Annotated in this window: 1 protein-coding gene; it reads right to left on the bottom strand. The window is 68.1% G+C overall.

The window, feature by feature from the left end:
* Positions 1-177: 177 nt before the first annotated feature.
* Positions 178-724 (bottom strand): class I SAM-dependent methyltransferase (locus tag F6Q13_RS18625; RefSeq protein ID WP_293059682.1); only part of this gene is annotated, 547 nt, incomplete at its 5' end.

Genomic DNA, 724 nt, shown 5'->3' with positions numbered 1-724 from the left:
GTGACCGCCGAGCTCGCCGCCGCGGGATTGCGCCAAACCCACTGGTGGACCGACAGCGCGGGCGACTTCGGCGTGTCGCTGGCGGTCAAATAGGCGGTGTGGTGCCCGCCGGCGTCGGTGCCGCACCCGGACACCACCACCGGCGATCTGACGGCCTGCGCGCGGCGACGTTGTGCGTCACCACGCCTTGTGCGCCGTCAGCAGGTAAGCCGGCATCTTCACCCGGCCTTTGTCGTCACGCTCGTAGGCCGGCATCTGGCCCGGCGCTTGCCCAGATCGCGGAGCAATGGCGTGGATGTAGGCCGGCCGAATCTCGTCGATCTGCCAGTACGTGCTCACCGCGGAGCGCAACTCGTTTTCGTCGACCGCGTTGGGTTTGCCCACCAGCCCCGCCGGAGAATCGCCCTTGGCGAAGACCAGCACGTAATAGCTGGCGCCGGGAGCTGCGGCCCGGTGCACTGAGCGCAGGTAACCTTCGCGGCTGCCAACCGGCAAGCTGTGGAACAACGTGGAGTCGATGATTGTGTTGAACCGGCCGTCAAAACCGGTAAACGTGGTGATATCGGCCTGCACGAAGCTGGCCGTCGTCAGTCCCCGCTCGGCCGCCGCCCTGGTGGCGGCCGCGATCGCCGTCGACGTCAGGTCGATGCCGACGACGGTGTAGCCCTGCTCGGCCAGCGCCAAAGACAGCGCAGCGTGGCCACACCCGGCGTCGAGCACGTCG

Source organism: Mycobacterium sp., from assembly GCF_008709575.1.
GTDB lineage: Bacteria > Actinomycetota > Actinomycetes > Mycobacteriales > Mycobacteriaceae > Mycobacterium.
The sequence above is the reverse complement of the archived record's forward strand: the minus strand, read 5'-3'. Positions and strand labels throughout refer to the sequence as shown.